Annotated in this window: 22 protein-coding genes and 2 tRNA genes; 3 read left to right on the top strand and 21 right to left on the bottom strand. The window is 59.6% G+C overall.

Annotated elements, in window-relative coordinates:
* The first annotated feature begins 55 nt into the window (after positions 1–55).
* Complete coding sequence (locus tag J3350_RS02065) at positions 56–1,372, top strand: phage/plasmid primase, P4 family (protein WP_207685517.1); 1,317 nt, start codon at positions 56–58, stop codon at positions 1,370–1,372.
* 489 nt (positions 1,373–1,861) lie between these two features.
* Here the strand turns inward: J3350_RS02065 and J3350_RS02070 are convergent, their stop codons facing one another.
* Positions 1,862–2,068 (bottom strand): helix-turn-helix transcriptional regulator, encoded by a 207-nt coding sequence (locus tag J3350_RS02070; RefSeq protein WP_112091734.1) that lies wholly within the window; start codon positions 2,066–2,068, stop codon positions 1,862–1,864.
* A gap of 10 nt (positions 2,069–2,078) precedes the next feature.
* On the bottom strand, positions 2,079–2,558 hold the full coding sequence (locus J3350_RS02075) for a DUF2975 domain-containing protein (protein ID WP_207685518.1): 480 nt from the start codon (positions 2,556–2,558) through the stop codon (positions 2,079–2,081).
* A gap of 139 nt (positions 2,559–2,697) precedes the next feature.
* Here J3350_RS02075 and J3350_RS02080 point away from each other — a divergent pair, with 139 nt between their 5' ends.
* The gene (locus J3350_RS02080; RefSeq protein ID WP_207685519.1) at positions 2,698–3,963 is read left to right on the top strand and encodes a plasmid recombination protein; all 1,266 of its coding nucleotides are present in this window, start codon (positions 2,698–2,700) and stop codon (positions 3,961–3,963) included.
* Between the two features lie 17 nt (positions 3,964–3,980).
* Complete coding sequence (locus tag J3350_RS02085) at positions 3,981–4,157, top strand: hypothetical protein (RefSeq protein WP_223387700.1); 177 nt, start codon at positions 3,981–3,983, stop codon at positions 4,155–4,157.
* 98 nt (positions 4,158–4,255) lie between these two features.
* Here the strand turns inward: J3350_RS02085 and J3350_RS02090 are convergent, their stop codons facing one another.
* From J3350_RS02090 to purE, 19 genes are all read right to left on the bottom strand, one after another.
* Positions 4,256–4,507: a DUF6061 family protein gene (locus tag J3350_RS02090; RefSeq protein WP_207685520.1), complete on the bottom strand. Its 252-nt coding sequence runs from the start codon at positions 4,505–4,507 to the stop codon at positions 4,256–4,258.
* Between the two features lie 152 nt (positions 4,508–4,659).
* Positions 4,660–4,745, bottom strand: a tRNA-Tyr gene (locus tag J3350_RS02095).
* A 309-nt stretch (positions 4,746–5,054) separates the two neighbouring features.
* A tRNA-Thr gene (locus J3350_RS02100) sits at positions 5,055–5,129 on the bottom strand.
* 109 nt (positions 5,130–5,238) lie between these two features.
* Positions 5,239–6,096: a 16S rRNA (adenine(1518)-N(6)/adenine(1519)-N(6))-dimethyltransferase RsmA gene (gene rsmA / locus J3350_RS02105; protein WP_207685651.1), complete on the bottom strand. Its 858-nt coding sequence runs from the start codon at positions 6,094–6,096 to the stop codon at positions 5,239–5,241.
* A gap of 73 nt (positions 6,097–6,169) precedes the next feature.
* Entirely contained in the window at positions 6,170–7,549 is a 1,380-nt protein-coding gene (locus J3350_RS02110; RefSeq protein WP_207685521.1) for a S41 family peptidase, read from the bottom strand.
* A gap of 161 nt (positions 7,550–7,710) precedes the next feature.
* The gene (locus J3350_RS02115) at positions 7,711–9,051 is read right to left on the bottom strand and encodes a murein hydrolase activator EnvC (RefSeq protein ID WP_242700087.1); all 1,341 of its coding nucleotides are present in this window, start codon (positions 9,049–9,051) and stop codon (positions 7,711–7,713) included.
* An 18-nt stretch (positions 9,052–9,069) separates the two neighbouring features.
* On the bottom strand, positions 9,070–9,975 hold the full coding sequence (locus tag J3350_RS02120; protein WP_207685522.1) for an ABC transporter permease: 906 nt from the start codon (positions 9,973–9,975) through the stop codon (positions 9,070–9,072).
* On the bottom strand, positions 9,972–10,733 hold the full coding sequence (gene ftsE / locus J3350_RS02125; RefSeq protein WP_207685523.1) for a cell division ATP-binding protein FtsE: 762 nt from the start codon (positions 10,731–10,733) through the stop codon (positions 9,972–9,974). Before ftsE ends, J3350_RS02120 begins: the two co-directional genes overlap by 4 nt.
* A gap of 112 nt (positions 10,734–10,845) precedes the next feature.
* Positions 10,846–11,931, bottom strand: a complete 1,086-nt coding sequence (locus J3350_RS02130; RefSeq protein ID WP_055189472.1) for a CdaR family transcriptional regulator — start codon at positions 11,929–11,931, stop codon at positions 10,846–10,848.
* 264 nt (positions 11,932–12,195) lie between these two features.
* On the bottom strand, positions 12,196–12,897 hold the full coding sequence (locus J3350_RS02135) for a pseudouridine synthase (protein ID WP_207685524.1): 702 nt from the start codon (positions 12,895–12,897) through the stop codon (positions 12,196–12,198).
* Positions 12,898–13,021: 124 nt separating this feature from the next.
* Positions 13,022–14,467 carry an adenylosuccinate lyase gene (gene purB / locus J3350_RS02140; protein ID WP_207685525.1) on the bottom strand — a complete coding sequence of 482 codons (1,446 nt, stop codon included), beginning with the start codon at positions 14,465–14,467 and terminating at the stop codon, positions 13,022–13,024.
* Between the two features lie 134 nt (positions 14,468–14,601).
* The gene (locus tag J3350_RS02145; RefSeq protein ID WP_207685526.1) at positions 14,602–18,297 is read right to left on the bottom strand and encodes a phosphoribosylformylglycinamidine synthase; all 3,696 of its coding nucleotides are present in this window, start codon (positions 18,295–18,297) and stop codon (positions 14,602–14,604) included.
* A gap of 281 nt (positions 18,298–18,578) precedes the next feature.
* Positions 18,579–19,880 carry a phosphoribosylamine--glycine ligase gene (purD, locus tag J3350_RS02150; protein WP_207685527.1) on the bottom strand — a complete coding sequence of 434 codons (1,302 nt, stop codon included), beginning with the start codon at positions 19,878–19,880 and terminating at the stop codon, positions 18,579–18,581.
* Positions 19,881–20,175: 295 nt separating this feature from the next.
* A complete protein-coding gene (locus J3350_RS02155) occupies positions 20,176–21,357 on the bottom strand; it encodes a phosphoribosylaminoimidazolecarboxamide formyltransferase (RefSeq protein ID WP_097792667.1) in 1,182 nt (393 codons plus the stop codon).
* 13 nt (positions 21,358–21,370) lie between these two features.
* A complete protein-coding gene (locus tag J3350_RS02160; protein WP_097792668.1) occupies positions 21,371–22,165 on the bottom strand; it encodes an IMP cyclohydrolase in 795 nt (264 codons plus the stop codon).
* A gap of 157 nt (positions 22,166–22,322) precedes the next feature.
* Entirely contained in the window at positions 22,323–22,919 is a 597-nt protein-coding gene (purN, locus tag J3350_RS02165) for a phosphoribosylglycinamide formyltransferase (protein WP_097792669.1), read from the bottom strand.
* On the bottom strand, positions 22,913–23,959 hold the full coding sequence (purM, locus tag J3350_RS02170) for a phosphoribosylformylglycinamidine cyclo-ligase (RefSeq protein ID WP_097792670.1): 1,047 nt from the start codon (positions 23,957–23,959) through the stop codon (positions 22,913–22,915). The genes purN and purM overlap by 7 nt, the downstream gene beginning before the upstream one ends.
* A 4-nt stretch (positions 23,960–23,963) precedes the next feature.
* Positions 23,964–25,442, bottom strand: a complete 1,479-nt coding sequence (gene purF / locus J3350_RS02175) for an amidophosphoribosyltransferase (RefSeq protein WP_207685528.1) — start codon at positions 25,440–25,442, stop codon at positions 23,964–23,966.
* Positions 25,442–25,942, bottom strand: a complete 501-nt coding sequence (gene purE / locus J3350_RS02180; RefSeq protein WP_097792672.1) for a 5-(carboxyamino)imidazole ribonucleotide mutase — start codon at positions 25,940–25,942, stop codon at positions 25,442–25,444. The genes purF and purE overlap by 1 nt, the downstream gene beginning before the upstream one ends.
* Positions 25,943–26,455: the final 513 nt, after the last annotated feature.

Below are 26,455 nucleotides of genomic sequence, written 5' to 3' on the forward strand. Positions count from 1 at the left end.
TGGTGGGTCTCACCGTGAGACCCACCACTTCACTTTTCTAAAGGAGAACTACCCTATGAAGAAAAACATTTCCCGCAACCCCTTATGGCCGGACTGGTACAACGGCAAGAAAATTGATGAAGTCCAGTTTGGCCGTGCCTTTCTGGAACAGTGGCCGCTGAAATGCGTCAACGGCACGCTATATACGCTGGACGGCCCGGTAGAGGATGAGAGCGAGATCAAGCAGCGCATCTTGGAGAATATCGAGGAATATGTCACCTCCGGCCTGTCCAAAAAAGTCACCAACATTCTGGAGACCATCAAGCTGCTGGCCTTTTCCGACCCCTTTCCCATCGAACAGGACTGCATCCACCTCCAGAACGGCGTGTACCATCTGCCGGACGGCTCTTTTCAGGAGAGCCGCCTGTTCTGCCAGAACCGCCTGCCTGTGAAGTACGACCCGAAAGCACCCAGCCCTGACCGCTGGCTGACCTTTCTGCACGAGCTGTTGGACGATGCCGACATTCCCACCTTACAGGAATATCTGGGCTACTGCCTGATTCCCAGCACCAAGGGGCAGAAGATGATGCTCATTGTCGGCAAGGGCGGCGAGGGCAAGTCCCGCATCGGGCTGGTGCTCAAGCGGCTCATGGGAGATGCCGCCAGCAACGGCAGCGTCCAGAAAGTGGAGAATAACCGTTTTGCCCGTGCCGATCTGGAACGCCGCCTGCTGATGATCGACGACGACATGGACATGAACGCCCTGCCCAAGACGAATTATATCAAGACCATCGTGACCGCCGAAGCCAAGCTGGACTTGGAACGCAAGGGTGTCCAGAGCTACCAGCGGGACATCTACGCCCGGTTCCTCTGCTTCGGCAACGGTGCGCTGACCTCGCTGTATGACCATTCGGATGGCTTCTTCCGCCGCCAGCTTATCCTGACCACCAAGGACAAGCCTGCTGACCGCACGGATGACCCCTTCCTTGTGGAGAAGATGTGCGCCGAGTTGGAGGGCATCCTGCTCTGGTGTCTGGAAGGGCTGCACCGGCTGGTGCAGAACGATTTCCGCTTCACGGTCAGCGAACGAGCCGCCGCCAACGTGGACACCATCAAACGCAGCAGCAACAATGTCATCGACTTCATGGAGTCCGAAGGCTACTTCCGCTTCAAGGCGGACTACTCCATCAGCTCCAAGGAGTTCTACGACATTTATAAGCAGTGGTGTGAGGACAACGCCTGTCACAGCGTATCGGCCATCCGTTTCAGCGCAGAACTGCGCCAGAATGACCGCCGCTACAACCTTGAAGCCACCAACAACATCTACCTGCCCGGTGGCCGCAGGGTGCGTGGTTTCGTGGGCATTGAGCCGCTTGTCCACCCATGCCCGTAAAAAGTGCATTTTTTCACGGAAGAAGTTCGTACAACCTGTACGGTCTGTACTTGTACGCGCCTGTACGGCAAATCGAGATAAATTAAAGCGTGTTATCGTTTATATTTCGGATTTCCGTACGCCGTACGAACCGTACAGGTTATTTGAAGTCCGTACGCGATTTTTTCAGATGCGTACGGAGCAATCAAGTTCGCATTGTGCGAACTTGCCGGGGCGAGGCCCCTCCATCTTGCTAGCGCAAGACCGTTCGGTCACTTAAAAGCCCCACTGGGGCTTTCATTGCTTCGCAAACGTGAACTCGATTAGCTCTCCCGCAGGAGACGTTCCCCCTCGGAGAGTCCTCGAAGAGCCCACTACACTTTGCAGCCCATAGGGATGAAAGTGTTATAGTGGGTTATTACACTTCCGCAGAAGTGCATCTCCCCACCGCAAACAAGCTGTTCGCCTAAAGAAAAGCCGCATAACGGAATGTACCTGTCCCGACTCCTTCTATGTTTCATCGTATTCTAAAATGTCTCCCGGCTGACAATGAAGCTCCCGGCAAATTGCATCCAGTGTAGAAAAACGAATTGCTCTAACCTTTCCGGTCTTTAGATTTGAGAGGTTCGCCATAGAGATTCCAACACGTTCAGAGAGTTCTGTCAAGGAAACCTTTCGGTCTGCCATAATGCGGTCTAATCGTAGTATGATTGCCATTCTTATCCCCTTAAAGAACTTCGTTCAATTCCTTCTGCATCGCAACAGCTTCTTTCAACAACTCAGCCATGATAATCAGAAGTACTCCAGGCAACAGCAATACTGTATCACAGAAGAAAAAGGTCGAACCAGACGCTTGATATCCCGGTAAAATCGGAAATATCACAGATGCAACCGCAATAAGATAGCCTTCAAGACGAGTGCATTGAACCAGCGTTTTAGAAAAAGTTTTATCACTAAGCATCATCTTCAAAACAGAGATTCCGGCAATCGTCATTACAAGGAAATACAGTTCCTGCGATGCAATGGAAGTGACATTAAGAACCACTCCATGCCTTGCACCCAAAAGCCATTGAATAGGAAGAATCACTGCACTGAACATTTGCGGAACAGTCAGTAAGAATGCCAGTCCGAGAAGTGTTTGTTTCTTTTTGAAAAACGTCTTTTTCTCGGAAGAAGTTGTATCAACCCGAAAATCATTCTTACCCATATTGCATCCCCCTTTGATTTCACATTTAGAATAGCACATGTTAAATTGAAAATCAATATATTTTTATCGTTTATCAGCAAAATCATCTGCAGCATGAGTAAGAGTGTTAAACAGTACCCCTTGAAAGGAGGGATGCCCTTTGGCAAGAAACGATGGTATTGACCGCACCAGTGTCCGAAATCTCGCCGTTTCGGACAAGGCCGTTGGCAACACCCAGCAGCACAATGAGCGTGAAAAGGACAGCTATCGGAACCCCGATATTATCCCCCAGCGCGCTGCATGGAACGTCCACTTCAAAAAGCCAACCGCCAGCTATACTGACCTGTTCGCCCAACTGGAAACCGCTGGTACGATTTCCACGCGCGGCCTGAAGCCGGATGCCACCCATTATTGCGAGCTTGTCTTTGATGTTAACTCGGCCTATTTTGACAATCACGGTGGCTACGAGTTCGCCAAGCAGTTCTATGAGGATGCCTACAAAGCAGCCGTTCAAATCGTGGGTGGTGAGCAATATATCCTCTCGTCAGTCATGCACGCCGATGAGATCAACCGTGCCATGACCGAAGCACTAGGCCGCGAAGTTTACCACTACCACCTCCATGTGGTCTATGTACCTGTGGTGGAAAAGCAGATCCTGTGGTCGAAACGCTGCAAGGACAAGGCACTGGTCGGCACAGTCAAGGAGACTGTCATGCAGGTCAGCCGGAGCAAGAAGTGGGCATCCAAGCCCCTGCTGGACGATGCTGGAGAGCCCGTCCTGCAAAAGAACGGCAAACCAGTCCTGAAGAAGTCGTACAGCATCCTGCAAGACGATTTCTTCAACTATATGCACAATGCCGGGTACACCGATGTAGAGCGCGGCGAGCGCGGCAGCACCGAAGAACACCTGACCGTCACCCAATTCAAAGTCCAGCGGGAGCAGGAACGTCTGGACAGCCTGACTTCTCAAATCGACCAGAAAGAACAGTCGCTTGCCCGAACTAGCACCGCTCTCTCCAAAAAGGTGAAAGAACTTGACGCTGTTCAGAAAAAGGCCACGCTCACAAAAGAAGCCCTCATTCATGTGCGCGATCTGGATTATATCGGCAAGCGCACCTTTCTCGGTAACTACTCGCTGACCGAAGAAGAATTTTCCAAGCTGAAAAAGCAAGCCGACCATGGCTATATGATGGACATGGAGAACCGCCGCTTGAACGAAGAACTTTCCACCGCCAAGAAGGAGGCCGTTCGTTGGAGCAACAAGTACCACGACCTGTGGTACGACGTGAAACCCTATCTGGATGCTCTCCACCGTGCGCCCGAACTGGTGCGCAGTTTTCTGGAAAAGATTCTTGCCCCCAAGCAGGAGCGCACCATGAATGTGCCGCAGCGAAACCGCAAGTGTGGTCAGGATATGGAACTTTGAGTTTCGGAGGATACTATTTGAACAAAAAGAAGAAGTCAAACAAATCCGGCTACCCGGATGAAGCAATCAAGACCCTTGCACGTTGCTTTTATCCCTCCATGGTTGAGTTTTTCAACAGCGAGGAAGGCCAGCGTGAATATGAGGAATGGCTGAAAGAGCAGGAAGCTCTACAAGCATTGCCTGTTGCCGCATAAAAACAGCAGGACGCTCCCGGTAAAGGGAACGCCCTGCCTTACATAGATGTATCTCGCCGAGGTGTGTCCAGTTGGGCGCACCTCTTATTTTTTTGCCCTCAATCTTCTAACCCATGGCTTCCAGCTACGTTTTTCAAATACTCCTCCGGGTCACCGTTCAGAATCAAATCCGCATAGCCCAGTGGGTCGTTGTAGATGAGGTAGTCCAGTTCAGTCTGCTGGGCCATGGTCACATCCAGCGCATCCTCGACCCCGGTGCAGTCGATGGAAATTTTTCTCCCATCCCGGAGCAGCAGTTCCACGCAGCCAGTGTCCATATTAAACTTGCAGGCTCTTTCATCGTACTTCATAATCATACCCTCCAAATCTTGTTATTGGCTTACGGTCTATGACAAGGCATCGGAGTTTTGCGCCGTCCACGGGAGCCTTCATTGTTGTACCCGAAGAAAACGAAAAATCCGAACCCTTCTCCAATCGGAAATAGGTTCGGATTTTTCTTGTTTGGTGGGCGCGGGTGGATTCGAACCACCGAAGCTGAAAAGCAGCAGATTTACAGTCTGTCCCCATTGGCCACTCGGGAACACGCCCAGATTCAATTTTTACAGCCACAGCTGACTGCCTGTATATCTTACCATCTCGCCTCGATTTTGTCAACCGATTTCTGAAAAAGATTTCTATAAAAGTACAACTTTTTCGCAAAACGCTGCGTTTGCGTGGTTTTTGTTCTCTTCTCGCAGCCCCATTCCTCTGATCGTATGCCGTTTTTCTCCATGTGTGCGCTTTATCATCATGACCTCTTCAAATCGGTCGCATTTTCCGGGCATTTCACAGCGCATATAAAAGCAAAAATCCCACGATACGCGCCGCAATTCTAACGGTATATCGCAGGATTTTTCTTGGAGCTAGTGACAGGAGTTGAACCTGCAACCCACTGATTACAAATCAGTTGCGCTGCCATTGCGCCACACTAGCGAACACTACCAGAATAGTATACCACCAGCGGGCGGGTTTGGCAAGGCTGATTTTTTGATTTCCGGGTTTGTTTGCGGGCCGATGTTCCCGCCGCAGGCAAACGGTCTGCTCACTGCGCCGCAAGGGCCTGCTGGATCTTGGCAAAGTCCTCCAGCGTCAGGGCTTCGGGGCGGATGCGGGCATCGAATCCGGCCGCTTCAATGGCGGCGATGACTGTCTCTTTGGAGCGGCCGAGGCCGCTGGCGATGGCGTTGGCGGCGGTCTTGCGGCGCTGCCCGAAGGCTGCGCGGATGAGGGCAAAGTAGCCGTCCTCATCTTCCACCTGCACTGCGGGGGTGGGGCGGATGTCCATCCGGACCACGGCGCTGGTCACCTTGGGGGCCGGGTAGAAGCTGCCCGGCGCGGCGGTAAACATCATCTTCGACTTTGCGTAGTAGCTCACCGCGCAGCTGATGGCGCTGGAAGCGCGGGTGCCGGGGGCCGCGGCCAGACGGTCGGCGGCCTCTTTCTGGACCATGACGGTCAGGCTCTCCACAGGCAGGCGGTCGCCCAGCAGCTTCATGACGATGGGGCTGGTGATGTAATAGGGCAGGTTGGCGCAGACGGCCACCGGCATTCCGGGGAACTCCTCCTCGATGAGGGCGCGGAGGTCCACCTTGAGCACATCGTTCATGACCAACTTGAAGTTGTCCACACCGGCCATCGTCTCCTCCAGCAGGGGCGGCAGGCGCTCGTCCACCTCAATGGAGACGACCTTTGCGGCGCGCCGGGCCAGCTCGCGGGTCAGCACACCGATGCCGGGGCCGATCTCGATGACGCCATAGCGCCGATCCACGCCGCTGGCATCCACGATCTTGAGGGGCAGACCGGGGTTGATGATGAAGTTCTGGCCAAAGCCCTTGGACAGGGCAAAATCATATTTCTCGCACAGGGCGCGGACGTAAGACAGGTCGGTCAGCTCCGGCATAAGTTCCATCCTTTCTTCGGGCAAAAAGGCCTCCGGCAGGAGCGCCGGGGGCCTTTGCGGTATCTGGTTTCGTTTATTCTGCGGTGGAAGAGGCCGTTTCCTCGCTGGAAGCGGCACTTTCGGCAGCGGTCTCACTGGACGCAGCGGTCTCCGAAGAAGCTGCCTCGGCCGCCGCGCTGTCGGCTGCAGTGCTGTCGGAAGCAGCTTCGCTGGAAGCTGCTTCGTTGACGCCGCTGACGGTGGTGGTGCCGCTCATCTGCTGCGCCGTGCTGACAGCACGCTGGATCTGCGGGTCGTTCTCAACGGTGTAATCGTAATACGCGGTCTGCTCATCCGCCGTCAGCGGGCGGTCCACATCCACGCTCAGGCCGGTGCCGTCGAAGCAGCTGCCGTCACCGCAGATAAGCTTTGCCACGGTGATGACCACGGCACTGCCATCGGAAAGGCGCTGAGGGCTGCTCTGGATAGTGCCCTTGCCCATCGTGGTGGTGCCCACCAGGCGGGCACCGTTCAGGGTGCGCAGACTGCTGGCGAACAGCTCGGCCGCGCTGGCGGTGTTGCCATTGACCAGGCAGACCATGGGCAGGCTGACATACGAGTCGCCGGTGCTGCTGCCCAGCACGGTGCGGGTACCGTTCTGATCCTCGGCATAGGCCAGCGTCCCTTCCGGGGCCACGAGGTCGATGCAGCTGAGGGCATCGTCCAGCAGGCCGCCGCCGTTGTCGCGGAGGTCGAAGACCAGGCTCAGGGCATTGTTGGCGCTCAGGCTGCGGATGGCGTAATCCAGCTCACTGGGGGTAGAGGCATCGAACTGACGGATCTTGATATAACCCACATTGCCCTGCAGCATCTGGAAATCCACCGTTGTGGTCGAGTAGCCGGAATGGGTCAGGTCTACGGTGTGCTCGGTCGCCTCGCTGTCCAGCCAGGTCACATTGACGCTCGTGCCGGACTCGCCGCGCAGGCGGGTCTGGATGGCATCCACACCGCTCAGGCTCTTGACATCGGTGCCGTCCACGGCGGTGATGTAGCAGCCCACCGTGATGCCGGCTTCCTTGGCCGGGGATTCGTCGTAGACCTTGGTCACCTTGGCGTAGCCGGACTGGTCCACGGCCAGCTCCACGCCGATGCCCAGCAGGGTGCCGTTCTGGGCGTTCATCAGGTCCGTGTATGCGGAGGCCGTATAATATCGGGCGTATTTGTCGCCGGTGCCCAGCAGATAGCCTGCGGTCAGGCGGTCGTACAGGGTGGTCTCGTCGATCTGGTAATAATCGTTGCTGCGGACGTAGCGGTCCACCTCGGCGATCTTATTGTACATGCTCTCCTTTTCCTTCACGCTGGAAACGGTGCTGTCGAACAGGCGCATCGCCACCAGCATCGTGATGGAAAAGGTCACCGTCATGGCAAGGATCACGATGCTGACCGCCATGCCAACAGAGATTTTGCGATTCATTGTGTGGTTTCCTCCTCGGTCAGACCAGCAGCATCACGACCACGCTGCCCAGCAGAGAGAGGGTGAACACCCCTGCCAGGATCAGGCAGCCCCAGCGCAGGATGCGCTTGCGTTTTTCTTCGTTCATAGGACCGAACGGCCTCCTTTGATACTATCGGGAATTATCTCATGGGAATATAACTTCTAGGATTCACGGCATTGGCCTTGGAACCGCCCTTCCAGACTTCGAGGTGGAGGTGGTTACCGGTGGAGTTGCCGGTGCTGCCCACATAGCCGATGATCTCGCCCTGCTTGACATATTTGCCCGCAGAGGTCGCCACCGAGCGCATGTGGCCGTACAGTGTGCTGTACTGGTTGCCATCCGACATCTTGCCGTGGTAGATGATGACATAGTTGCCGTAGCCGCCGCTGGACCAGCCCGCCACCTGCACATAGCCGCTGGCTGCGGCATAGATGGGCGTTCCGGCAGGGGCCGCAAAGTCGGTACCGGCGTGGAGCTTGTTCACGCCCGTCACCGGGTTCTTGCGCCAGCCGTACTCGCTGGAGATGCGAGTATAGCTCTTGAGCGGGCAGATAAAGCCGGTGAAGCTCAGCTGCGGCTTGGCCGCAGCCGCCTGGGCGATGAGCTTCTGGATCTCCTTCTTGACCGCCTCATAGTTCATCTCATCCGACTCGATGGCTGCCTGCGCATCCTTCTGGGCCTGCTGAGCCTCGGCTGCGCTCATCTTGGCGGCAGCGACGCTGGAGTTCAGCTCCTTCTGCTTTGCGCTCATCTGGTTGTTCTGTGCATCCAGATCTGCCTTTTTGCTCTGCAGGTCTGCCTTCTGCGTCTTCAGCTCAGCTCTCTGCTCTTCGAGCTGGAGCTTGTCGTTTTCCAGCGCTTCCTTTGCGTTGCGCATATTGGTCAGGATCTCGGTATCCTTGACCGAGATATCCTGCAATGCTTCGTTGAAGGTCAGCAGCTCATACAGGTTGGTGACCGAGGAGAGCATCGCCACGCTGCCGCCCTCCCGCAGCTCCTGCATGGCGGCCATGTGGCCCTTGAAGGCGCTCCACTGGGCGTCGATCTCGCCCTGCTTGGCGGCGATTTCCTCCTGCTTGGCGGCGATTTCCTCCTGCTTGGCGGCGATCTCCTGCTCCTTGAGGCCGATGCTGTTCTGCACCTGAGCGATCTGCGTTTTGAGCACACTGATCTGCCCCTGGACCACCGTGACCTTTTCCTTCAGTTCGGATTCCAGAGCCTTGGCGGCCTGTTCTTTCTTTTTGGCGTCGGACAGCTCTTTTTTGTGCTGCTCGATGGATTGGCTCAGCTTGTTCAGCTTGTTCTGCAGGCTGGACATGCTGGTCGCTGCCGCGGCCGGGTAGACCGAAACGGTCAGCAGCAGGCAGGCCATGGCCAGAAACAGGCTGGCCGCCCGCATCGCGCGGCCGGGGTAGCGGCTGGGTCTTGCGTGGGCGGGGCGGTGATACAGCCGGAACCCGGCCGAATGTTTTGCTTTCATCGCGGTCTCCCCCTTCGCTTACACATTCAGGTGCTTGCGGATGGAGAACATGCTGCCCAGACCGCCGATGAGCGCACCCGCCGCCAGACTGTAGAGCAAGATCGTCTGCCAGACGTTCTCCACCGGAACGAGGGCCGCACCCATGAGCATCTCCCACAGGCCGCCGAACGTGCCGGATACCTGCACGATGTAGTAGTAGCCGCCGATACTCGCCGCCGAGGTGATCGCGCCGGAGATAAGGCCCATGGTCAGGCCCTCGATGAAGAAGGGCAGCGTGACCATGGCGTTGGTCGCACCCACATACTTCATGATCTCGATTTCCCGCCGCCGGGCGAAGACGCTCAGGCGGATGGTGCTTCCCACCGTGATGATGCTGACCGCCATCAGGACGAATATGATGATCTGCCCGCCCTTGGTCACGGCCCGCTGGATCTCCACGAAGGTGTGAGTCATCTCCACCGGCGCCGAGACACTGTACACGCCGGGGATGGTCTGGAAGGTCTGGCTGATGGAAGCCATCTGGCTGAGGTCGCTCAGCGAGACCCGGTAGTTGGCTTTGAAGGGGTTGTCGTTTTCAAATTCGTCCAGCAGGGAGGCATAATCCGACAGGAAGCCTTTGTAGGCATTCAGGGTGTCCTGCTTGGACATGAACTGCACCCCGCTGACGCCGGGGGTGGAGGCGATGCGCTCGCCCACAGCGGCGGTGGCGGCATCGTCGGCCTCCGGGTCCACGAAAACGACCATCTCGTTCTGCTGGCCCAGATAGTTGACCATGCTGTCCACATTGACCTCGGCCAGGTTTGCAAAGGTGTTCAGCGTCATGCAGACGCTCAGAGAGGCGATGCAGGCAATGGTCATGGCCCAGTGCTTGCCCAGGTTGCGCACACCGCGCCTGGTCAGGAATGCAAAGGCGGAAGGTTTCATACCAGTGCCTCCTTTCCGGTCTCCAGTGTGATCTCGCCGGTCTTCTCCAGGCTGTCCAGCGGCAGCGCCAGATCTGGTTCTGCCTCCCGGTCGGCCGGGATGTCGGAGACGATGCGGCCATCCTTCAGGGTCACGACCCGCCGGTGGAAGCGGTGGACCAGCTCGTGTTCGTGGGTGACGACCAGCACAGTGATGCCCATGCCGCTCACCCGCTCCAGAAGTTCCATCATCTCAAGGCTCAGTTCGGGGTCGATGTTGCCGGTAGGCTCGTCCGCGATGACGAGCTTGGGCGCATGCGCCAGTGCGCGGGCCACGGCCACGCGCTGCTGCTCGCCGCCGGAGAGGAACTCCGGGTAGACGTTGGCCTTGTCTTCCAGATGGACCAGCTCCAGCATGTAGGGCACACGCTCCTTGATCTGTCTGCGGCCGATGTTGGTCACGTGCATGGCGAACGCGATGTTCTCATAGACCGTCATGGTGGGGATGAGGCGGAAGTCCTGGAAGATGATGCCCATCTGACGGCGCAGATAGGGGATCTTGTGGCGGCGGATCTTCGCAACATCCTTGCCGTTCACCAGGACACGGCCCTGGCTGGCCTTCTCTTCCCGGAGGATGAGCTTGAGCAGGGTGGATTTGCCTGCGCCGGAGTGGCCCAGCAGGAAGACGAACTCGCCGTCGTCCACATGGAAGTTGATGTCCTCCAGCGCGGGCTTCGTGCCCTTTTTATATTGCTTGGAAACATGTTCAAAATCGATCATCAGTTTAGTTGCTCCTGACGTAGTTATTTGGTCAGTACCCAAAAAGAACCGGCCAGCATCGGTTGCGAGCGGCCGGTTCCAGCGCCGGCGGCTTTGTGCCGCACAGCAAACATCAATATTTGGCCGGGTTGTTGGACAGGTACTTCTTGACCATCAATGCTACCTTGAAGACGATAGCGTCGTCGAACTCACGCAGGTCCAGGCCGGTCAGCTTTTTGATCTTTTCCAGACGATACACCAGCGTATTGCGGTGGACGAACAGGCCGCGGCTGGTCTCAGAGACGTTCAGGTTGTTCTCGAAGAAGCGCTGGATGGTGAACAGCGTCTCCTGATCTAGGCTCTCGATGCTGCCCTGCTTGAACACCTCGCGCAGGAACATCTCGCACACGGTGGTGGGCAGCTGGTAAATCAGGCGGGCGATGCCGAGGTTGTCGTAGCGGATGATCTGCTTCTCGGTATCGAAGACCTTGCTCACCTCCATGGCGATCTGGGCTTCCTTAAAGGAGGTGGCCAGATCCTTCACATTGGAGATGGGGGTGCCGATGCCCACGACCGCCTTGATGTAATGCTCGCCGGACAGGGTATCCACGATGCTGGCCGCCAGCTTTTCCATATCGGTGCGGTCGATGCCCTTGCGGATCTCCTTGACCAGAACCGTGTCGGTCTCGCTGATGTTGAAGACGAAGTCCTTCTGCTTATCGGGGAACAGGCTGCTGACGACATCGTAAGCGGAGATATCGCCGCCGCTGGTCACGCGCACGATGAACACGACGCGGGAAACGTCGGTAGCAAAGTGCAGCTCTCTGGCCTTGGCGTAGATATCACCGGGCAGGATGTTGTCCAGCACCACATTCTTGATGAAGTTGGACTTGTCGAACTTTTCATCGTGATACTGCTTGATGCTCTGCAGGCTGATGGACAGCACCGCCGCGAACTGACCGGCGGTCTCGTCCGCGCCCTCCACGAAGACAGCGTAGTCGTTGTGCTTGGCGCTGGAGAACTGCTGATAGGTGTAGCCATCCCGCACAAAACGGTCGCCCGCTGTCAGGCGCTCCGCCATAAAGCCTTCGCGCACTTCTCCGATCAGGTTCAGCTCCGAGCAGGAGATCACTGCACCGGTCTCATCCACCACGCCGACCACACGGTCGATTGCGTCTTTCATCTGGTAGATCACGCTCTGGAATACTCTATTGGCCATAAATGGATACCCCTTTTCCTCTTTTGTGCAAGCCGCAGGGGCGAGATTGTGATTTTTAACAATTTCGCCGCTTTACATTATCTATTTTACACAAAAGAATTTACTTTTGCAACATATTTCACCAAAAAATTTTTATTTTTCTTGTTGAAATTATCTTTCAGGGGTCTGACACGGCCTAAAAAGCGCCTTTTTGCGTGGTTCTTATCTGTATTTTCCCGGGAAATTGTGATGTTTTTTTGAAAAGGGGGTGAAAAGCCGCCCCCTTCAGCCGGTATTTTCTGCCACTTCAGCGTCCGAAAGCTCCCGCCACTGCCCCGGCGCAAGGGCCGCATCCAGCGCAAGGCCGCCGATGGCGTCCCGGTGCAGGGCGTTGACTCCCGCGCCGTAAACGCCGAACATCCGCTTGATCTGGTGGTAGACCCCCTGTTTGAGCAGCACCCGCACCGTCAGGCCGTCGGGCGTCAGGGCCTCCACCTCGGCGGGGGAAAGTGCCGTACCGTCCGCCAGGGTGACGCCCGCCGCAAAGCCCGCTTTCATTTCAGCGGTCAGCGGCGTGTCCAGCGTGACGGTGTAGGTCTTGGAGACATGGCGCTTCGGGGCCAGGATGTCGTGGGCAAAGCCGCCGTCATCCGTCAGCAGCACGAAGCCGGTGCTGGTCTTGTCCAGCCGCCCGGCCGGGAACAGTTCCCGCCGGGGGTAGGCGTCGCCCAGCAGGTCCACGACGGTGGTGTCCCGCTTGTCGGTGGAGGCGCTGACCACACCTTCGGGCTTGTTCAGCATGATGTAGACGAACTTCTGGTACGCCAGCGGTCTCCCTTCCACGGCCACCACATCCGTCTCCCGGAGCTGGGTGTCCCCTTTTTTGCAGAGCGTGCCGTTCACGGTCACCTTCCCCTTTTGCAGCAGCGTCTTCGCCTCGCTCCGGGTGCACTGGGCCGTCTCGGCCAGATATTTATCCAATCGCATGGGTTCTCCTTGTGATAGCAAAGCTGCGCCCTGCCAAAACAGCAAGGCGCAGCAAATCTTATTTCACGCTTCTTCGCGCAGTCTTCCATTTTTGCCGGAAGGCCGCCGAACAGCCCGCCTGCTTTTACACGCTCAACGAAGCATGCTGCTCGATCGCATCGGGGTTGGCGTCAAAGATGGGCTTGAGGATGTGGGCGATGAACTCCTCCACCTGCTGGGGAGCGCGGCCCACAAAGTTTTCGGGCACCAGACCGGCCACGATCTCCTCTTTGGTCAGGCCAAAGGCCGGGTCTGCGGCGATGCGGTCCACCATATCGTTGGGCAGGCCCTCTTCCTTGACCTGCTTGCCCGCAGCAATGGCATGCTGGCGCAGGCGCTCGTGCAGCTCCTGACGGTTGCCGCCCTTTTCCACGGCCTGCATCATGATGTTCTCGCTGGCCATAAAGGGCAGCTCCGCCATCAGACGGCTGCGGATGACCTTGGGGTAGACCACGATGCCGTCGGTGACGTTCAGCATGATGTTCAGGATGGCGTCTGCCGCCAGGAAGCCCTCAGCCATGGCAACGCGCTTGTTGGCGCTGTCGTCAAGGGTGCGCTCGAACCACTGGGTGCCGGTGGTGAAGCTGGGGTTCAGCACGTCCACCATCAGATAGCGGCTCAGTGCGCAGATGCGCTCGCAGCGCATGGGGTTGCGCTTGTACGGCATGGCGGAGGAACCGATCTGGTTCTTCTCGAACGGCTCTTCCATCTCCTTGAAGTTGGCCAGCAGGCGCAGGTCGGTGGCGAACTTCATGCAGCTCTGGGCAATGCCAGCCAGCGCGTTGAGGATGAAGGAATCCACCTTGCGGCTGTAGGTCTGGCCGGAGACCGGGATGACGGCTTCGGGGTCGAAGCCCATCTCCTCGGCAATGGAAGCATCCACGGCACGGATCTTATCCGCGTCACCCTTGAACAGCTCCATAAAGGAAGCCTGGGTGCCGGTGGTGCCCTTGACGCCGCGCAGCTGCAGCACAGCCAGACGATGGTCGATCTCCTGCAGGTCCATCACCAGCTCATTGGCCCACAGGGTCGCGCGCTTGCCCACGGTGGTGGGCTGAGCGGGCTGGCAGTGGGTGTAGGCCATGCAGGGCATGTCCTTGTACTCCTCGGCAAAACGGGCCAGCTTAGCCAGCACGCCGATGAGCTTTTTGCGGATGAGCTCCAGACCCTGACGCATCACGATGATGTCGGTGTTGTCGCCGACGTAGCAGCTGGTCGCACCCAGATGGATGATGCCTGCCGCCTTGGGGCACTGCTGGCCGTAGGCGTAGACATGGCTCATGACGTCGTGGCGGACCAGCTTCTCGCGGGCAATGGCGACATCGTAGTTGATATCGTCCACATGGGCTTCCAGCTCCTCCACCATTTCGGGGGTGATGTTGGTCAGGCCCTGCTTCATCTCTGCGCGGGCCAGCGCCACCCACAGGCGGCGCCAGGTGCGGAACTTGTTGTCATCCGAGAAGATGTACTGCATCTCATCGGAGGAGTAACGGGTGGAAAACGGGCTGATATAGCGGTCATGCTGAGACATTAAGGTTTCCTCCTGAAAACAACTCCCTCAGTCACGCTTCGCGTGCCAGCTCCCTCAACGAAGGAGCCTTTTGGCCCCCTCCCAGAGGGGGCTGTCGCCGCAGGCGGCTGGGGGAGTTTTCTTATATCATACCATCAAATCTTGAAATAGTCTACGCCGCCCTCAAAGATCGGCTGGTACTTGTCACCAGTGACGTTCTTGTACAGGTACTCGCCGCTGCGCTCGGAGTGGCCCATCTTGCCGAAGACACGGCCGTCCGGGCTGGTGATGCCCTCGATGGCGAGGAGCGAGCCGTTGGGGTTGTAGCGCTGATCCATGGTGGGCTGGCCGTCCAGATCCACATACTGCGTGGCGACCTGGCCGTTCCGGACCAGCTCGTCCAGCACGTTCTGCGGAGCAACGAAGCGGCCCTCGCCGTGGCTGATGGCCACGGTGTGCTCGTCGCCCACAGCACAGTTGCTCAGCCAGGGGCTGCCGGTGGAGGCGATGCGGGTGCGGACCAGCATACTCTGATGGCGGCCGATGGTGTTGAAGGTCAGGGTCGGGTCATAGCTGGTGATGGGGCGGATATCACCGTAGGGCACCAGACCCAGCTTGATGAGGGCCTGGAAGCCGTTGCAGATGCCAAGCATCAGGCCGTCGCGCTTCTGCAGCAGCTCACGCACTGCCTCGGTGACAGCGGGGTTGCGGAAGAAGGAGGCGATGAACTTGGCACTGCCGTCCGGCTCGTCGCCGCCGGAGAAGCCGCCCGGCAGCATGACGATCTGGCTCTCGCCAATGGCCTTGACCAGTGCTTCACAGCTGGCGGTGACGTCCGCCGGGGTCAGGTTGCGGATGACAAGGATCTCCGGGTCGGCACCGGCGCGCGCAAAGGCATGGGCGGTGTCGTACTCGCAGTTGGTGCCGGGGAAGACCGGGATGATGACCTTCGGCTTGGCCACGCCGATCTTGGGCGCAGCGGCGGGAGCTTCCAGCCGGCCGTTGATCTTGTCCACATTGGCACCGGCCTTGCGGTAGGGGTAGACCGGCTCCAGCTTGGACTCCCAGATCTCCTGCAGCTCGGCCATATCCAGCGTTTCGCCGCAGCACTCGAAGGTGTAGTCCTTGGTGGTCTCGCCCAGCAGCTCACCGGCAGGCGAATCGGACACCATTTCCAGCACGATGGAGCCGTACATGGGCGCAAACATCTCCGCCGTGGTCTTGTCGGCCATCATCTTGAAGCCGATGCGGTTGCCCAGACCCATCTTGAACAGAGCCTCAGCCAGACCGCCGTAGCCCACCGAGCAGGCAGCGGCGACCATACCCTCTTCGATGAGCTGCTCGACCATCTTGTAGTTGGCCTTCAGCGAGAAGAAGTTGGGGCAGCCGGTCTCCGGGTCCAGAATGGGTCGCACCAGCACGACGGTGCTTTCCGGCTTCTTGAACTCGGTCGAGATCACCCGGCCGGCCTTGCCGATGGCCGTCGCGAACGAGACGAGCGTGGGCGGCACATCCAGCTGCTCGAAGGAGCCGGACATGCTGTCCTTGCCGCCGATGGAGGCAATGCCAAGGCCCATCTGGGCATCCAGTGCGCCCAGCAGAGCGGCCAGCGGCTTGCCCCAGCGCTCCGGCTTGGAGCCCAGGCGCTCGAAGTATTCCTGGAAGGTCAGGTAGGCATCCTCATAGCGGAAGCCGGAGGCGACCAGCTTGGTCACGCTCTCGACCACCGCCATCCGGGCACCCACATACTGGTTGGCGCTCATCAGGTAGGGGTTGTAGCCCCATGCCATACCGGAGCAGGTGGTGGTCTCGCCGTCCACGGGCAGCTTTGCCACCATGGCGTTCTGCGGGGTCAGCTGGTGTGCGCCGCCGAAGGGCATCAGGACGGTGGCGGCACCGATGGTGGAGTCGAACCGCTCGGACAGGCCCTTCTTGCTGCACACGTTCAGGTCGCCCACCATGTTCTTCATCTTCTGGGCGAAGGTGATGCCGGACCACTGGGGCTGCCAGACGGTGCCCTGCTCCACATGGACGTTCTGGTGCTTCTCTGCACCGTTGGAGTTCAGGAACTCGCGGCTGATGTTGACGATGGACACCCCGTTCCACACCATGTTCAGGCGCTTTTCCTCGGTGACTTTGGCCACGGGAGTTGCTTCGAGGTTCTCCTCGGTGGCGATGGCGATAAACTTGTCCACATCCTCCGGGGCAAGGGCCACGGCCATGCGCTCCTGGCTCTCGCTGATGGCCAGCTCGGTACCGTCCAGACCGTCATACTTCTTGGTGACCTTGTTCAGGTCGATGTACAGGCCGTCGGCCAGCTCGCCGATGGCAACAGAAACGCCGCCCGCACCAAAGTCGTTGCAGCGCTTGATCATCTTGCAGGCGTCCTCGCGGCGGAACAGACGCTGGAGCTTGCGCTCGATGGGGGCATTGCCCTTCTGGACCTCGGCACCGCAGTGGTCGAGGCTGCCCAGATTGTGGGCCTTGGAGGAGCCGGTGGCACCGCCGATGCCGTCGCGGCCGGTGCGGCCGCCCAGCAGGACGATGACGTCGCCGGGAGCCGGGCACTCGCGGCGGACGTGGGAAGCGGGAGTCGCGCCCACGACGGCGCCGATCTCCATCCGCTTGGCCACATAGCCGGGGTGGTAGATCTCATCGACCTGGCCGGTGGCAAGGCCGATCTGGTTGCCGTAGGAAGAGTAACCGGCGGCAGCGGTCGTCACCAGCTTGCGCTGGGGCAGCTTGCCGGGCAGCGTCTCGCTGACGGGCTTGAGCGGGTCGCCCGCACCGGTCACGCGCATGGCCTGATAGACGTAGCTGCGGCCGGACAGCGGGTCGCGGATGGCACCGCCGATGCAGGTGGCTGCGCCGCCGAACGGCTCGATCTCGGTGGGGTGGTTGTGGGTCTCGTTCTTGAAGAGGAACAGCCAGTCCTCATCCTTGCCGTTGACGTCGCACTTGATCTTGACGGTGCAGGCATTGATTTCCTCGGACTCGTCGAGGTTCTTCAGGATGCCCTGCTTCTTCAGCTCCTTGGCACCGATGGTGGCCAGGTCCATCATGCAGCGGGGCTTCTTGGTGCGGCCCAGATCCTCGCGCATGGCCATGTAGCGGTCAAAGGCCTCCTGCACCACAGCATCGTCGATCTGCACATCGTCCAGGATGGTGCCGAAGGTGGTGTGGCGGCAGTGGTCAGACCAGTAGGTGTCGATCATCCGAATCTCGGTGATGGTGGGGTCCCGGTGTTCACCGCGGAAATAGTCCTGGCAGAACCGGATATCGCCCAGGTCCATGGCCAGACCCTTTTCCTCGATGAACTTCTTCAGGCCCTCTTCGTCCAGCTCGTTGAAGCCGTCCAGCACCGCCACGGAGCTGGGGATGGGGTACTCCATCTTCAGGGTATCCTTCTTTTCCAGGCTTGCCTCGCGGGCCTCCACCGGGTTGATGACATACTTCTTGATCTCCTCCACCTGCGCCTCGGTCAGGCTGCCCTGCAGCAGATAGACGCGGGCCGAGCGGACGAGCGGGCGCTCGCCCTGGCTGATGAGCTGGATGCACTCGGCAGCCGAGTCGGCGCGCTGGTCGAACTGGCCGGGCAGATACTCCACAGCAAAGGACACACCCTCAAACTGAGGCAGCGCGTCGTAGGTGTTATCCACCGGCGGCTCGCTGAACACGGTGGATGCACACTGCTGGAACAGTGCCTCGTCGATGCCCTCCACGTCGTAGCGGTTGAGCAGGCGCAGACCGGTCAGGTCAGACACGCCCAGCAGCGACACCAGTTCATTCTTCAGCCCCTCGGCTTCCACGTCGAAGCCGGGTTTCTTTTCCACATAGATACGATATACCATAGGAATTTATCCTCTCTTTCAGTGACTCACCCTCTCCGTCAGCGCTGGCGCGCTGCCACCTCTCCCAAAGGGCGAGGCATTGGCAGGACGGTCTTGAAACTGCTGGATGAATCACGCTTTATTTAACCCAAACGTTCGGGCTCCGCGACAGAGGTCAGCAACTGCTGCCAATCGGGACAGGGCCCCGCTGCATGAGAGCCACCGGCGACAACGCGCAAACCTGCCCGATATGCCAATGGCTCTCCCTCCGGGAGAGCTGGCGCGCAAGCGCCTGAGAGGGCTTACCCTTCTGCGATCGCCTTCAGTGCCCGCAGACCGATATCCGTCCGCTTGTGCAGCTTTTCGAAGGAGATCTTCTCGGCTGCCGCATAAGCCTGGGTGACGGCGGCGGTCAGCCGGGGTGCCGTAGCGGTGACGCCCAGCACACGGCCTCCGTTGGTGACGAGGGTGCCGTCCTCGGTGATGGCCGTGCCGGAGTGGTAGACGGTGATGTTCTCCTCCCCTGCCAGCTGGCCGTTGGTCAGGCCGGAGATGGGCTTGCCCTTTTCATACTGGACGGGATAGCCGCCGGAAGCCAGGATGACGCAGGCGGCGGCACCGTCGGAGAACCGGACCTCGGTGTCGGCCAGCGTACCATTGGTGCAGGCCGTCATGATCTGCAGCAGGTCGCTCTCCAGCAGCGGCAGCACGACCTGCGTTTCCGGGTCGCCGAAGCGGCAGTTGTACTCGATGACCTTCGGGCCGTCCGGGGTGAGCATGAGGCCGAAGTAGAGGCAGCCCTTGAAGGGACAGCCCTCGGCGTTCATGGCCCGGATGGTGGGCAGGAAGATCTTCTCCATGCACTCGGCAGCGATGGCCGGGGTGTAGTAGGGGTTCGGGGCCACAGTGCCCATGCCGCCGGTGTTCAGGCCGGTGTCGTGGTCGTTGGCCCGCTTGTGGTCCATGCTGGACACCATGGGCTTGACCACCTTGCCGTCGGTGAAGCTCAGCACACTGACCTCCGGGCCGGTGAGGAACTCTTCGACCACGACATGGTTGCCGGAAGCGCCGAACTTCTTGTCCAGCATGATCTCCTTCACGCCATCGGCGGCCTGCTGCTTGTTCTCACAGATGAGCACACCCTTGCCCAGAGCCAGACCGTCCGCCTTGATGACGACAGGGTACTTTCCCTCGGCCCGGACGTAGTCCATGACCTTGGCCGGGTCGTCAAACGTCTCATACCTGGCGGTGGGGATGCCGTATTTCTTCATCAGGTCTTTGGAGAAGACCTTGGAAGCCTCGATGCGGGCCGCTGCCTTGTCCGGACCAAAGGCCGGGATACCGACCGCCGCCAGCGCATCGACCATGCCCAAAGCCAGCGGGTCGTCCTGCGCGACGACGACGTAGTCGAACTGTTCCTCCGCTGCAAACGCGACCATGGTGTCCACATCGGTGGCCTTGATGTTCTTGCACTTGGCGTCATAGCTGATGCCGCCGTTGCCGGGTGCGCACCAGATCTCGCCGCAGTCCGGGCTCTTCTTCAATGCCTTGATGATGGCGTGCTCACGTCCGCCGCCGCCAACGACTAATATTTTTTTAGCCATATTCTATCTCCTAAACTCTCGTGTTCCATCCACATCCTCCCATCTCCGTCATCGCTCACGCGATGCCACCTCCCCCAAAGTGGGAGGCACTGGCGAGTCGGTTCTGGCCCTGCTGACTGCCTGGGTTCGACCCGCCATAAAGATGTGGGCCTTGCCGCTCAGGCAAGCTGCTGCTTTTCGAAGCAGCGGAGCCCAATCGCTTCCGGAACATCGGGCCTTATCTGTCCAGCATTCTCTCTATTGTCCTGCCAAAGGCTCCCATTTTGGGGGAGCTGGCGCGAAGCGCCTGAGAGGGTCAGTGATGGAACAGCCGGATGCCGCAGAAGGCCATCGCGATGTCGTACTTGTTGCAGGTGTCAATGACCTGCTGGTCGCGGATGGAGCCGCCGGGCTGGACGATGGCGGTCACGCCGGAACGGCGGGCGCGCTCGATGTTGTCACCGAAGGGGAAGAACGCATCCGAACCCAGCGAAACGCCGGTGACATGGCGCAGATACTCCTTCTTTTCCTCGGCGGTCAGCGGAGCAGGCTGCTCGGTAAAGGTCTCGGCCCAGACATCGTCGCCGATGACATCTTCGGGCGTATCGCCGATGTAGACATCAATGGCATTGTCGCGGTTGGGCTTGGAGACATCATCGCGGAAGGGCAGGTTCAGCACCTTGTCCATGTGGCGCAGCTGCCAGTTGTCGGCCTTCTGGCCCGCCAGACGGGTGCAGTGGATGCGGCTCTGCTGGCCGGCACCCACGCCGATGGTCTGGCCGTTGTAGGTATAGCAGACGCTGTTGGACTGGGTGTATTTCAGGGTGATGAGGGCGATGACAAGGTCGCGCTTCTGCTCCTCCGAGACGGTCTTGTTCTCGGTGACCCAGTTGGTCAACATGGTGTCGGCGTTGATGACAAGCTCGTTGCGGCCCTGCTCGAAGGTGATGCCGTACACCTGCTTGTGCTCCACCGGGGCGGGCTTATACTCCGGGTCGATGGCGACTACGTTGTAGTTGCCCTTCTTCTTGCCGGACAGGATGGCCAGAGCCTCCGGCTCGTAGCCCGGTGCGATGATGCCGTCGGACACTTCGTGCTGGATGAGCTTTGCGGTGGGCACGTCGCAGACATCCGACAGGGCGATCCAGTCACCGAAGGAGGACATCCGGTCCGCACCGCGGGCGCGGGCATAGGCGCAGGCCAGCGGAGACAGCTCAAGATCCGGGGCGATGTGGTACATCTTCCGCTCCACCTCGGTCAGGGGCAGGCCCAGGGCCGCACCAGCCGGGGAAACATGCTTGAAGGATGCCGCTGCGGGCTGGCCGCAGGCCGCTTTCAGCTCCTGGACAAGCTGGATGGAGTTGAGTGCATCCAGAAAATTGATGTAGCCGGGCTTGCCGTTCAGAACGGTCACGGGCAGGTCGGAGCCATCTTCCATATAAATGCGGCTGGGCTTCTGGTTGGGGTTGCAGCCGTACTTCAGTGCCAGTTCGTTCATCCGTACTTCCTCCTTATTCTGCGCTTTCTGCGGCCAGAGCTTCCAGCTCTTCGGGCAGCAGGGCGGGTTCTTCGGGGTCTTCCTCGTCGTCGTACACGGCGTCGTATTTGTTGAAGATCATGTCGCCGGTTTCGCCGGTATCCAGGTCGATGACGCGGGCAAACAGGCTGACCTTATTGTCAGGGTTCAGGTTCTGCCACAGGCCGTGGGCAAAATCGCCGATGGTGCGGGGGCAGGCAAAGCGGAGCGGCTCGCCCTCAAAACTGGGGATGGGGGCACCGTTGTGCTTGTAGGTGCTGATGAAGTGGCCCTCGCCTGCAACGGGCTGCGGATAATCGAAGAAGTAGCGCTGGACGCTCTCGCCGTTGCCGTCGGCAGACTTCAAAATGCTCATCTGATAGCTGCCATCCTCATACACCACAGCGGAGATGCGGGGGGTGTAGTTGGGGCCGTCCGGCTCAAAGGTGCGGGTGCGCAGGGCATCTGCAAAGCTCTTTCCCCGGCTCATGAGGTCGTAGATGGTATCGGTCTGGTCGCCGTTGGTCACGATCTGGGTCTTGCCCAGGGTCAGCACGGGGTTATAGATGATGAGGCTGGGGTCTTCCAGCTTATCGGGGTCTGCGGCCACGGTACAGATGCCGCCCCGCTCCGGGATGGGGTCGAACACGCGATTGCGGCTGTTCTCGCTGCGGCCCATGATAAAATAGCCGATGAACATCTGGCGGCCATCCGGAGCCATGGCCACTGCGATGCCGCGGCCGGGATACTCGTTGGAGGCCAGATATTCGTTCAGGTCGATCTTTTCCATAATGTTCTCCTATCATTGAAACCCTCTCCGTCTCGCTTCGCTCGCCAGCTCCCCCGATGGGGGAGCTTTTAGCAGTTCTTGCAAACTTCATCTTTCTGCCAAGACCTCGCCCTTCGGGAGAGGTGGCATTGCGCCAGCAAGGACGGAGAGGGTTCTTTTACTGAATCTCTCCGCTGCACACCATAGCCACAGCCCTGGGCAGCAGCTTCCACTCGGCCTGCTCCATCACCCGCTTCTGCAGCACTTCGGGGGTGTCGCCGGGCAGGATGTCCACGGCCTTCTGCAACAGGATGGGCCCGCCGTCGCACTCCTCATTGACGAAGTGGACGGTCGCACCGGTCACCTTGCAGCCGCGGGCCAGTGCCGCCTCGTGGGGGCGCAGGCCGTACATGCCGGGCCCGCAGAAGGACGGAATGAGGGCCGGGTGGACGTTCAGGATGCGGCGCGGGTAGGCCGCAATGACGCTGGGCCCCAGCACGGACAGGAATCCGGCCAGCACCACGAGGTCGATGTGGTGGCTTTTCAATGTATCCAGCAGAGCGGCGTCGAACTCTTCGCTGTTCGGGTAATCCTTGCGGCGGACGACGCAGCCCTCCACCCCGGCTTTCGCGGCCCGTTCCAGCGCATAGACGCCGGGCTTGGAGGCCACGACGAGGGTGATTTTGCCGTTGGGGTTCTCCCCACGGGCTTCGCTGTCCAGCAGGGCCTGCAGATTGGTGCCGCCGCCGGACACTAACACGGCGATGTTCAGCACAGTTCGACCCCCTCACCCTCTGCGATGACGCCCAGCCGATAAGCTTCCGGCTCACCGTTTGCGTGGAGGATGGCCAGCGCCTTGTCGGCCTGCTCTGCGGGGACGGTCAGCACCATGCCGACGCCCATGTTGAAGGTGTTGAACATATCGTGCTCAGAGATGCCGCCCACCTTCTCCATCAGGTGGAAGAGCGCCGGGGTGCGGACGTCCGCCTTGCGGATGCGGGCGCAGCAGCCCTTCTTCAGGCTGCGGGGGATATTCTCATAGAAGCCGCCGCCGGTGATGTGGGAGATGCCCTTGACATCCACCTCTTCCAGCACCTTGAGCACCGGCTTGACATAGATCTTGGTGGGGGCCAGCAGGGCCTCGCCCAGCGTCTTGCCGCCCAGCTCAGCGGGAGCCGTCTTCAGGACATCGGGGTCGTTGTCGATGTCAAAAATCTTGCGCACCAGCGAGAAACCGTTGGAGTGCACACCCGTGGAGGGCAGGGCCAGGATGACATCGCCGGGCTTCATGGTCTCGTTGCTCAGGATCTTCTCCTTGTCCACGACGCCCACGGTGAAACCGGCCAGATCGTACTCGTCCTCCGGCATCATGCCCGGATGCTCGGCCGTCTCGCCGCCCACCAGAGAGCAGTCGGCCTGGACGCAGCCCTCGGCCACGCCCTTGACGATCTCTGCGATCTTCTCCGGGATGTTGCGGCCGCAGGCGATGTAGTCCAGGAAGACCAGCGGCTTGGCACCGGCGCAGATGACGTCGTTGACGCACATGGCCACGCAGTCGATGCCGATGGTGTCATGCTTGTTCAGGAGCATGGCCAGCTTCAGCTTGGTGCCGACGCCGTCGGTGCCGGAGATGAGGACCGGGTGCTTGTAACCGGTGCAGTCCAGCTCAAACAGGCCACCGAAGCCGCCCAGCCCGCCGATGCAGTGCTCGTTCATGGTGCGGGCAACATACTGCTTCATCAGTTCAACGGAACGATAACCGGCGGTGATATCCACACCGGCTGCTGCGTAGCTTTCCGAATAGCTCTTTTCCATGGTCTTACTCTCCTAACTTTTTTGCGTCCTTGGGACGGTCGTTCAGGTGGCGTTCATGAATATCGGTCGAAAGCACCTCGTCGGGCTTGACGGCATATTCGCCGGTGAAGCAGGCGGTGCAGAAGCCGCATGAAGCGTTCTTTGCCAGCCGGACCACATGGTCTGTGGACAGGTAGCCCAGCGTATCCGCGCCGATGACCTCGTTGATCTGCTCCACGGTGCGGCCGGTGGCGACCAGCAGCTTCTGGTCCGGAATGTCGGTGCCGAAATAGCAGGGATATTTGAAGGGCGGGGCCGATACGCGGAAGTGGACCTCCGCTGCACCGGCGTCCCGCAGCAGCTTGATGATGCGGGCAGAGGTGGTGCCGCGCACGATGGAGTCATCCACCAGCACGACCCGCTTGCCCTTGACGGTGCTGGACACGACGTTCAGCTTGATGCGCACACTGTTCTCGCGCTGCTTCTGGCTGCCCTGGATGAAGGTGCGGCCAATGTATTTGTTCTTGATGAAGCCGATGCCGTAGGGGATGCCGCTCTCCTCGGAGTAGCCGAGGGCGGCGTCGAGGCCGGAGTCCGGCACACCGATGACCACATCGGCCTCCACGGGGTGCTCCTGCGCCAGGAAGCGGCCTGCCTGCTTGCGGGCCTCGTGGACCGAGCAGCCCTCGATAATGCTGTCCGGGCGGGAGAAGTAGATGTACTCGAAGACGCACATCTGGGTGTCCTTCCGGCCGCAGTGATCCTTGATGCTGCGCAGCTCGCCGGTGCGGGTGTCGGCCACGACGATCTCGCCGGGCTCCACATCCCGCAGAAGCGAAGCACCGGCCGCATCCAGCGCACAGCTCTCGCTGGCGAAGACGTAGCCGCCGCCGGGTAAAGTGCCGATGCACAGAGGCCGGTAGCCGCGCGGGTCACGCACTGCGATGAGCTTGGTGGCCGACATGATGACGAGGCTGTAGGCACCCTCCAGCACATCCATCGTCTTGCTGATGGCCGTCTCGATGCTGCCCATCCGCAGCCGGTTGCGGGTGACGAGGTAGCAGATGACCTCGGTATCGGAGGAGCCGTGGAAGATGGCACCCTCGTTTTCCAGCTGGCGGCGAAGCTCCAGCGCGTTGGTCAGGTTGCCGTTGTGGCACAGGGCCATCGTGCCCCGGCCATGCCGGACGATCATGGGCTGGGCGTTGGCCCGCACCCGGCTCCCGGCGGTGGCATAGCGGACATGGCCGGTGGCCATGTGGGCCGTGGGGCTGGACACCGACGCCAGTACCGCCGGGGTGAGCACCTCGTTCACCAGGCCGAGGTCCCGGTGGCCGGTGATGACGCCATCGTCGTTGACGGCGATGCCGCAGCTCTCCTGGCCGCGATGCTGCAAAGCGTACAGGGCCGAGTAGGCTGCGGCTGCCACATCCTCGGTCCCAGCACGGTCATAGATGCCGAACACACCGCACTCTTCGTGCAGCGGATATGCAAAATCAGACATTAGAGTTCCTCAATTTCTTTCTGAAGTTTCTGTTCCTTGGCCGCGATCTGCTGCGCCATGGCAGCGCGCTCAGCGTCCAGCTTCCCGGCCAGCGCATCGTCGCTGAGGGCCAGGATCTCCGCTGCCAGCCAGGCGGCGTTCTTGGCACCGTTCAGCGCCACGGTGGCCACCGGGATGCCGCTGGGCATCTGCACCGTGGCCAGCAGTGCGTCCAGACCGTCCATCGCGCCGCCCTTCATCGGGATGCCGATGACCGGCAACGTGGTGTTGGCCGCAAAGGCACCGGCCAGATGGGCCGCCATGCCGGCGGCGCACAGGATGACGCCGAAGCCGTTGGCCTTCGCGTTCCGGGCAAACTCTGCCGCCTCCGCCGGGGTGCGGTGCGCCGACAGGATATGCGCCTCGAACGGGATGTCCAGCGCCTTGAGCTGGGCGCAGGCCCCCTTCACCACCGGCCAATCGCTGTCCGAACCCATGATCACAGCAACTTTACGAATCATATTTCCGAGCCTCTCTTTCTCTCTTTCCAGACTCCGTGCAAACAAAAAAGGCTGTGATGCAGCTACACCACGGCCTTTTGATCCTACGGTCTGTGCAGAACACGCCCGCATGAGGTTACACGGATGCCCTGGTATCCAGTCGCACACAGACGGCGAATGGTTCCAAGCAGCAGTTCCAGCATTCCGTATTCCTCCAAATTCTCTGCGGGGATTCCCTGTTCCATCCTCTGGAACGGTGCGCTCTGCGCCGCACCGTCCTTCTGATACATACAGTTTACGGCAAAAAATCCGCTTTGCAAAGGGTGTTTGGGCAAATTCTCCCTTGTGTTCTCTTGCTCCAAAAAACTTTCAAAAGTTTTGTGCAGTTTCGACACTCATTTTCTTTTTAAGTATGACTTATTTGTGGAATATATTTTAGGGGGACAAACCCTCTCAGTCTCGCTTGCGCTCGACAGCTCTCCCAAAGGGAGAGCCACTGGCGAGCCGGTTTTGGCTCTACTGACCGCGCAGGCT

It is taken from the genome of Faecalibacterium sp. Marseille-Q3530 (assembly GCF_017377625.1).
Lineage (GTDB): Bacteria > Bacillota > Clostridia > Oscillospirales > Ruminococcaceae > Faecalibacterium > Faecalibacterium prausnitzii_E.

Coding starts and splice junctions, on each gene's coding strand:
- J3350_RS02115 (WP_242700087.1), bottom strand. CDS start 9,051: ATGAAAGCAAAACATTCGGCCGGGTTCCGGCTGTATCACCGCCCCGCC.
- ftsE (WP_207685523.1), bottom strand. CDS start 10,733: ATGATCGATTTTGAACATGTTTCCAAGCAATATAAAAAGGGCACGAAG.
- J3350_RS02075 (WP_207685518.1), bottom strand. CDS start 2,558: ATGGGTAAGAATGATTTTCGGGTTGATACAACTTCTTCCGAGAAAAAG.
- J3350_RS02135 (WP_207685524.1), bottom strand. CDS start 12,897: ATGCGATTGGATAAATATCTGGCCGAGACGGCCCAGTGCACCCGGAGC.
- purE (WP_097792672.1), bottom strand. CDS start 25,942: ATGATTCGTAAAGTTGCTGTGATCATGGGTTCGGACAGCGATTGGCCG.
- purD (WP_207685527.1), bottom strand. CDS start 19,880: ATGGCTAAAAAAATATTAGTCGTTGGCGGCGGCGGACGTGAGCACGCC.
- J3350_RS02070 (WP_112091734.1), bottom strand. CDS start 2,068: ATGGCAATCATACTACGATTAGACCGCATTATGGCAGACCGAAAGGTT.
- J3350_RS02130 (WP_055189472.1), bottom strand. CDS start 11,931: ATGGCCAATAGAGTATTCCAGAGCGTGATCTACCAGATGAAAGACGCA.
- J3350_RS02110 (WP_207685521.1), bottom strand. CDS start 7,549: ATGAATCGCAAAATCTCTGTTGGCATGGCGGTCAGCATCGTGATCCTT.
- purF (WP_207685528.1), bottom strand. CDS start 25,442: ATGTCTGATTTTGCATATCCGCTGCACGAAGAGTGCGGTGTGTTCGGC.
- J3350_RS02065 (WP_207685517.1), top strand. CDS start 56: ATGAAGAAAAACATTTCCCGCAACCCCTTATGGCCGGACTGGTACAAC.
- purB (WP_207685525.1), bottom strand. CDS start 14,467: ATGTCTCAGCATGACCGCTATATCAGCCCGTTTTCCACCCGTTACTCC.
- rsmA (WP_207685651.1), bottom strand. CDS start 6,096: ATGCCGGAGCTGACCGACCTGTCTTACGTCCGCGCCCTGTGCGAGAAA.
- J3350_RS02145 (WP_207685526.1), bottom strand. CDS start 18,297: ATGGTATATCGTATCTATGTGGAAAAGAAACCCGGCTTCGACGTGGAA.
- J3350_RS02160 (WP_097792668.1), bottom strand. CDS start 22,165: ATGGAAAAGATCGACCTGAACGAATATCTGGCCTCCAACGAGTATCCC.
- J3350_RS02090 (WP_207685520.1), bottom strand. CDS start 4,507: ATGAAGTACGATGAAAGAGCCTGCAAGTTTAATATGGACACTGGCTGC.
- purM (WP_097792670.1), bottom strand. CDS start 23,959: ATGGAAAAGAGCTATTCGGAAAGCTACGCAGCAGCCGGTGTGGATATC.
- J3350_RS02155 (WP_097792667.1), bottom strand. CDS start 21,357: ATGAACGAACTGGCACTGAAGTACGGCTGCAACCCCAACCAGAAGCCC.
- J3350_RS02120 (WP_207685522.1), bottom strand. CDS start 9,975: ATGAAACCTTCCGCCTTTGCATTCCTGACCAGGCGCGGTGTGCGCAAC.